The 7423-nt window shown below is 63.8% G+C and carries 7 protein-coding genes; 6 read left to right on the forward strand and 1 reads right to left on the reverse strand.

Annotation, left to right across the window (positions count from 1 at the left end):
- Positions 1–729 (reverse strand): beta-galactosidase (locus V6M49_RS10275; RefSeq protein WP_332761046.1); only part of this gene is annotated, 729 nt, incomplete at its 3' end.
- Positions 730–908: 179 nt separating this feature from the next.
- Between V6M49_RS10275 and V6M49_RS10280 the strand changes: the two genes are divergently transcribed.
- The 6 genes from V6M49_RS10280 to V6M49_RS10305 all read left to right on the forward strand — a co-directional run.
- Positions 909–2192 carry an ABC transporter substrate-binding protein gene (locus V6M49_RS10280; RefSeq protein WP_141141525.1) on the forward strand — a complete coding sequence of 428 codons (1284 nt, stop codon included), beginning with the start codon at positions 909–911 and terminating at the stop codon, positions 2190–2192.
- A gap of 45 nt (positions 2193–2237) precedes the next feature.
- Positions 2238–3188 carry a carbohydrate ABC transporter permease gene (locus tag V6M49_RS10285; protein ID WP_332761047.1) on the forward strand — a complete coding sequence of 317 codons (951 nt, stop codon included), beginning with the start codon at positions 2238–2240 and terminating at the stop codon, positions 3186–3188.
- Positions 3185–4102 carry a carbohydrate ABC transporter permease gene (locus tag V6M49_RS10290; RefSeq protein ID WP_332761048.1) on the forward strand — a complete coding sequence of 306 codons (918 nt, stop codon included), beginning with the start codon at positions 3185–3187 and terminating at the stop codon, positions 4100–4102. Before V6M49_RS10285 ends, V6M49_RS10290 begins: the two co-directional genes overlap by 4 nt.
- Before the next feature lie 12 nt (positions 4103–4114).
- Positions 4115–4759, forward strand: coding sequence for a Poxvirus protein I5 (locus V6M49_RS10295; protein ID WP_332761049.1), 645 nt, complete (start codon positions 4115–4117; stop codon positions 4757–4759).
- A 42-nt stretch (positions 4760–4801) separates the two neighbouring features.
- Positions 4802–6082: an MFS transporter gene (locus tag V6M49_RS10300; protein WP_332761050.1), complete on the forward strand. Its 1281-nt coding sequence runs from the start codon at positions 4802–4804 to the stop codon at positions 6080–6082.
- A 97-nt stretch (positions 6083–6179) separates the two neighbouring features.
- Positions 6180–7423: ABC transporter substrate-binding protein (locus V6M49_RS10305; RefSeq protein ID WP_332761051.1), on the forward strand; the 1244-nt coding region annotated here is incomplete at its 3' end.

The raw sequence follows: 7423 nt of genomic DNA on the forward strand, positions 1-7423 counted from the left end.
CAGCTCCCGGTAGTAGTCCATCAGGGCCCACGAATTGAACCGTTGGAAGTCCAGCTGCTGGCCCGGATTCAGCGTGGAAGGCGCGACGCCGGGCGGCAGGATCTCCTCGAAGGAACCGTAGTGCTGGGACCAGAACGCCGTGCCCCAGGCGGCGTTGAGCGCCTCGATGCTGCCGTACCGGCGCTCCAGCCACGTGCGGAACGCCGCGGCGTCCTCCGCGCCATGGAACTCGGAGACGTGGCAGCCGAGCTCGTTATCCACGTGCCATAGCGCCAGCGCAGGGTGGTCCTTGTACCGCTCGGCGATCACCCGGGTGATGCCGGTGGCATACCGGCGGTAAACGGCCGACGACGGTGTGTAGTGCCGCCGGGAGCCCGGTCCCAGCACGGTTCCGTCAGCGGTGACCGGCAGGATTTCCGGGTGTTTGCGTACCAGCCACGCAGGCGGAGCCGCCGTTGCCGTGGCCAGGGCAACCTTGATCCCGGTGGCGGCGAGATTGTCCATCACTTCATCCAGCCAGCCGAAGTTGTATTCGCCCTCAGCCGGTTCGAGCAGGGCCCACGAGAAGATGCCCACGCTCAGCAAACTGACGCCGGCTTCCTTCATGAGCTCCAGGTCTTCCAGCCGGATGTCCGCGGGCCACTGTTCAGGGTTGTAATCGCCGCCGTAGGCGATCCCTTCCACGTTGCTCCAGACGCTGGCCGGACCGGAATTACGCTGCATGCTCATGGGACTCCTTCGTCTACGGGATGGACTAAACGTACCTGAATCGCGAGGTTTGGGAAAACGCTTGCCCAAACTTTGGAATGCCGGTATTGTATCGTTTCAGAAAGCGTGTAAGCCAGCTCACAACTCACGTTGTAATCACAGAAGCCATTGGCCTGCACAACTCGAGCAAGGAGGCTCTCATGATCAACAGAAGGAATTTCCTCACCACCGTAGCCATCGGCACGGCATCCGCTGCAGCACTGGCTGCGTGTGGCTCACCGGCCCCCAGCCAGACGGGTTCGGCGGAGAACCCTGTCACCATCAACTACACCTGGTGGGGCAACGATGACCGCGCCGAGCGCACCCGCAAGGCGATCGCGCTGTTCGAAGAAAAAAACAAGGACATCAAGGTCAACGGCAACTTCACGGACTTCGCCGGTTACTGGCAGAAGCGGGCCACGGAAGCTGCCGGTGGCGGCCTCCCCGACGTGATGCAGTGGGACCTGTCCTACATGCGGGATTACGGCCAGCGTAACCAGCTCCTGGACCTGGGCACGGTCAAGATCAACACGGACGCCTTCGACAAGTCACTCCTGCCATCCGGCCAGATCCGGGGCAAGACCTACGGCATCCCCACCAGCACCAACGCCTTCGCCGTCTACTACGACCCCGCGAAGCTCGCCTCACTTGGAATCGCAGAGCCGGACGGCACCTGGACCTACAAGGAATACAACGACTTCCTGGCCGAGGTCGGAGCCAAGGGCAACGGCGCGCTCTTCGGCGGCACGGACTACACCGGCGTCTGGTGGATGTTCAACATCTGGCTGCGCCAGAACAACATCGAGGCCTTCACCGAGGACGGCAAGCTCGGCTTCAGCAAGGACGACCTTAAGAAATGGTGGAACCAGGCAGCAGCTCTCCGCGGCACCCCTGCCATCGTTTCCGAAGAGCGCGTCACCCAGCTCGCCCCCAAGTCACCCTTTGGCTCGAACGTGACCGCCACGGAAGTCACCTGGGATAACTTCATGGCCGGTTACCTCGGTGACAGCGGCGCCAAGGAGCTCAAGCTCGTTCCGGTTCCCTCCGATGACAAGGACAACCTGGGCCTGTTCCTCAAGCCGTCCATGCTGATGGTGGCCAGCGCCAAGACCAAAAACAAGGACGCCGCCGCCCGGTTCATCGACTTTATGGTCAACGACCCCGAAGTAGGCCAGATCTTCAAGACCTCCCGCGGCGTTCCGGCATCCAAGACCCAGCGCGACGGCACCACGTTTGAAGGCACGGACAAGCTGGTTGTTGACTACGAGAAGTCCATTGAGAAATACCTCAAGGACGCTCCGGAACCGCCCATCGTCGGTTTCGGCACGTTGGAAGCCTCCTTCAAGCGTGTCAGCTCTGACCTGAACTACGGCAAGCTCACCATTGACGGCGCGGCTGACGCGTGGTTCAAGGAAGCCGAAGACCTCATCAAGCAGAACGCCTGAGCAGCGTATTGTCTGCCCGACGTTCCCAACTGACGGATTGAACTCGTGACTCAAAGCCCAACCCTGAGCAGGCGTTCGACGCAGTCCGCCCCCGCTCCGCGCAAATCAAAGCGGAGCGGGGCGGATGCCCGCGCCGGTTACACCTTCCTGTTGCCCTGGCTGCTGGGATTCATCGTCCTGACCCTGGGCCCGATGGTTTCCTCGCTGTACCTGTCCTTCACCAACTACAACCTTTTCGATCCGCCCAAATGGATCGGGCTGGACAACTACGCCACCATGTTCCAGGACGAGCGGTTCCTGCAGTCGGTGGGCGTGACCGTGGGCTATGTGGTCTTCGGTACCCCGCTGAAGCTCGCCGCGGCGCTGGCTGTAGCGATGCTGCTGAACAGCAAGCGCAAGGGGCAGGGCTTCTACCGCTCCGCGTTCTACGCCCCGTCCCTGATCGGCGCGTCCGTGTCCATCGCGATCGTCTGGAAGGCGATGTTCGGCGATTCCGGTCCGGTGGACCAGGGCCTGTCCTTCTTCGGGATCAACCTCGGCGGCTGGGTGGGCAACCCGGCCATGACCATGCCGATGTTCATCCTGCTGACCGTGTGGCAGTTCGGCGCCCCGATGGTGATCTTCCTCGCCGGCCTGAAGCAGATCCCCGCGGACCTGTATGAAGCGGCGTCGATGGATGGCGCCGGCCCGGTGCGGAAGTTCTTCAACATCACGTGGCCCATGCTCTCCCCGGTGGTCTTCTTCAACCTGCTGATGGAAACCATCCACGCGTTCCAGATCTTCAGCTCGGCCTACATCATCTCCAACGGTGAAGGCGGCCCAGCCGGCTCCACCCTCTTCTACACCCTCTACCTGTACCTGCGCGGCTTCAGCGACTTCCGGATGGGTTACGCCTCGGCGATGGCCTGGCTGCTCCTGATCGTCGTCGGTCTTATTACCCTGGTCATCTTCCGCACGTCCAAGTCCTGGGTCCACTACAGCGGTGATTCGAAATGACAACTATGGCAACCCCGAAGCAGTCGGCCCCGATGCTCCAGACGCAGGACTACAACCCGACGTCGGAATCCACGGGCACCAAGCGCGCCAAGAGCGTGGCATTCCATGCCGTAGCCCTGGCCCTGACCGGCGTGGTGCTCTACCCGGCGCTGTGGATGATCGCCTCGTCCTTCAAGCCGAACTCCGAAATCGGCGGCACCAACACCTCGCTGTGGTCCAGCAATTTCAGCTTCGATAACTTCGTCACGGCCATGGACGGGATCGGCGGGGTGACCACCCTGCAGTTCTTCACCAACTCCCTGGTCCTGGCCATCGGCGCTGTGGTTGGAACCGTCCTCTCCGCGTCCGTCTCGGCCTATGCCTTCGCCCGGATCAAGTTCCCCGGCCGCAGCATCTTCTTTGGCATGATGATCGCCACTTTGCTCCTGCCCTTCCACGTGGTGATCATCCCGCAGTACATCATCTTCAACCAGCTCGGCCTGGTGGACACCTACATCCCGCTGCTGATCGGCAAGTTCCTCGCGGCGGATGCCTTCTTCGTCTTCCTGATGGTCCAGTTCATGCGCAACCTCCCGGCCGAACTGGACGAGGCGGCCCGCATCGACGGCGCCGGCCACGTGCGGATCTTCTGTTCCATCATGCTGCCGCTGATGAAACCGGCCCTGATCTCCACCTCGATCTTCTCCTTCATCTGGAGCTGGAACGACTTCCTGGGGCCGCTGCTGTACCTGAACACCCCCGAAAAGTATCCGCTGCCGTTGGCCCTGCGCCTGTTCGTGGACCAGACCCAGAGCTCGGACTACGGCGCCATGATCGCAATGTCCGTCCTGGCCCTGCTCCCGGTGCTGATCTTCTTCCTGGTGTTCCAGCGCTACATTGTTGAAGGCGTTTCCACCCAGGGCCTCAAGGGCTGACGGATACAGAAAATGAGCATCATGGACAGCATCACACCCGCATCCGGCCGCAATGAACCCATCCCGGTAAACCGCTTTGCCCTGTTTTCCGAGACCCTGCTGGCCGGGCTGCTGGTGCTGGTGCTGTCCATCCCGCTGGTCACCATCCCCGCCGCGTACGCAGCCGGGATCGCCCATCTGGAACGGCATCTCGCCGGCCGCGACGATTCCCTGCGCGGCCTCTGGGGCACGTTCCGGGCCGCCCTCCCGGGCAGCTGGAAGCTGGGAATCACGACGGCGGGAGCCGGCGTCGTGATTGTCCTTAACCTGTTGCTCGCAGCAGTGGGTCAGCTGCCGGGCAGCTCGGTTGTCCTTCCGGCCACGCTGATCCTGGCCGCTGCCGGAGCAGTCCTGCTCCTGCGCACCGCCGCTGCCTGGCCCGGCGTGGCCGGCGAGGAAGCAGACGGCGAGGAAGCCTCCGCGCCGGGAGCCTGGTCTGCAGCCCTGGCCACCGCCAAGGCACTCTCGCTGCGTGACTGGACAGGCTCGCTCCTCCTTGCGGCGGCGCTGTTCGCGTCCGTGGTTTTTGTCTGGATGCTCGTGGCCCTGTTTGTGGTGGTGCCCGGCATGCTGATCCTGGCCTCCGCCGCCGTCAAGATGCGGTCCAGCCGCGCCTAGCCTTTCTCTGCATTTCCCATTTACTACCGAGTTGAGCCAGACGTGTCTTCCGACAGCCCGAAGTCCGCAGAATCCCTTCACGCCTCCCAAACTCCGGTCCGCTGGTACCAGCCGCTGACGCAGCACAATTACCGCCTGTACATGGGCATGACCTTCGCCGGCAGCATGGGCGTGTGGATGCAGAGGCTGGCCCAGGACTGGCTGGTGCTGCAGCTCACCGGGAGTCCGGCCGCCGTCGGGATCGCCGTGGCGCTGCAGTTCCTGCCGATGCTGGTCATCGGTCCGCTCAGCGGCCTGCTGGTGGACATGTTTCCCAAGCGCAGCGTCATGATGGTGTGCCAGTCCGTGATCGCGCTGCTGGCCCTGGGGCTGGCGGTCTGGGACGCCGGCGGAAACATCACCGTGTGGGCGGTGTACGGAAGCTGCATTGCGCTGGGGGTGACGTCGGCCGTCGACGGTCCGGCGCGCCAGGTTTTCATCAACGAAGTGGTGGGCGACGCCGGGCTGAGGCCGGCCATCGGCGTCAACAACGCGATCGGCCAGTTTGGCGCCATGGTGGGACCGGCCGTCGGCGGAGTGGTGATCGCCCAGGCCGGATCCGCCGCCGCCTTTGCCGCGAACGCCGTGCTTTCCGTGCTTGTGCTGGTCTTGATCGCCGCCGTCCGGCCGGCACTCCTGCACCTCACAACGCCTGCGTCCCGGGGACGCGGCCAGCTGCTGGCCGGCTTCGGGTACGTCCGGGAACGGCCCTCGCTGCTGCTGATCATCGTCCTTGCCGGCCTGCTGGGGGCCTTTGGCATGAACGGACCGGTGGTGCTGACGGCCTTCGCCGAGCGGGTGTGGCACAACGGTGCGGCGGGGTTCGGCCTGTTCAACACGGTGGGTGCCGTCGGCGCCCTGGCCGGCGCGCTGCTCGCTGCGCGGCTGAGGACCATGGGCCGTAAGGGAATCGTGGCCGCAGCCGGACTCTTCGGGCTGTCGCAGCTGGTTGCCGCGCTGATGCCCAACCTGGTCGCTTTCACCGTGATGCTTGCCGTGGTGGGCCTGATGACCCTGGTGTTCCTGACGAGCGCCGCCACGGCCGTGCAGGTGGAGGCGGGCCCCGAAGTCCGGGGGAGGGTGATGGCGCTGTACCTGCCGCTCCTGCTGGGCGGGCATGCTTTGGGTGGCCTGCTGGCGGGCTGGCTGACGGAGGAATTTGGTGTGCGGACGGGCCTGGTAGTCACTGGTGCGCTGGCCATGCTGTCCGCGGCCGTCGTCGGACTTCTGTTGTGGCTGAATTCGCGGCGGGTGCGGAACTGGCAGTCCTGTGAGGAAAAGTAACTTTGTGTGAGTTCTTGACGCGTGGTGCGGCTCACACCTAGTCTGTGAGAAAGCGGTTTCTGAGACGCTCCCGACTGCCAGATCAAAGGACCAACGAATGCTTTCACGCGCCCGAAAATCCAGAATTCCCAAAGTTGCGGCTGCCATGGCCGTCCTGGCGCTGGCCCTTTCGGGCTGCGCCGGGAACTCGCCGGCTGCCTCCGACGGGCCGGTCACCCTGCGTTTCAGCTGGTGGGGCTCCGATACGAGGCACAAAATGACGGAAAAGCTCATTGCGGCCTTTGAAGCGGAAAACCCCAACATTAAGATCAAGGGCGAGTACGGCGACTGGTCCGGCTACTGGGACAAGCTGGCCACCCAGGTTGCCTCGCAGGACGCCCCGGACATCATCCAGATGGATGCCCAGTACCTTGGCGAATACGCCGAACGCGGGGCCCTGCTGGAACTCAAGGACGTGGATCTGTCCAAGTTCGACCAGGCCGCCGCGGATGCCGGCAAGACGGACGGCGGGCAGTTCGCCGTCACGGCCGGTATGAACGCCCTGGTGGTCCTGGCCAATCCCGCGCTCCTGTCCGCCAGCGGGGTATCGCTGCCTGATGACTCGAGCTGGACCTGGGATGACTACAAGAAAACCGCAGCGGACATCACCAGCAAGAGCAAGGACGGCATCTACGGGTCAGGGGGCGTGGTGGGTGATGCCTCCTTCAACCTCTGGATGCGCCAGCACGGGAAGTCCCTGTTCACGAACGACGGCGGCCTGGGCTTTGACGAGGCCGATGCCACGAAGTACTTCGAGATGCAGGCCGGTCTGCGGGACGCCAAGGCCGTTCCGCGTGCGTCCGTCTTGACCGAAGAGGCCAGCGCACCGCTGGACCAGCAGGGCCTGGCAACGAACCGCTTCGCCATGGGCTGGGTGTGGTCCAACCAGCTTGCTGCACTGAGCAAAGCCTCAGGGCAGGCACTGGAAATCCACCGTCCGCCGAGTGTGGAGGGCGACGCCATGAAAGCCGAGCAGTTCTACAAGGCTTCGCAGTTCTGGTCCGCCAGTTCCCGGACCAAGCATCCCGCGGAGACCCAGAAGTTCATCGACTTCCTGGCCAACAGCGTTGAAGCCGGCGAGATCGGGCTGGCAGACCGCGGCATCCCGGGAAATTCGGACGTTCGCGCGGCCGTGGGCCCGAAGCTGACGCCCACCGACGCGCTGACGGCAAAATTCATCGATGACATTGCCGATGAAGTGGGCGAGGCCCCGGCCGTGCCTCCCGCCGGATCAAGTGCGGTTTCCGAAGTCCTGACCCGGTACGCCACCGAAGTCCACTTCAGCAGGATTTCCCCGCAGGA

Origin of the sequence: Pseudarthrobacter sp., assembly GCF_036675385.1 — a bacterium.
In the GTDB taxonomy this organism is placed as follows: domain Bacteria; phylum Actinomycetota; class Actinomycetes; order Actinomycetales; family Micrococcaceae; genus Arthrobacter.

Excerpts from the sequence above, each read along its gene's own strand:
- V6M49_RS10280 (WP_141141525.1), top strand. The coding sequence starts at position 909 with ATGATCAACAGAAGGAATTTCCTCACCACCGTAGCCATCGGCACGGCA.
- V6M49_RS10290 (WP_332761048.1), top strand. The coding sequence starts at position 3,185 with ATGACAACTATGGCAACCCCGAAGCAGTCGGCCCCGATGCTCCAGACG.
- V6M49_RS10295 (WP_332761049.1), top strand. The coding sequence starts at position 4,115 with ATGAGCATCATGGACAGCATCACACCCGCATCCGGCCGCAATGAACCC.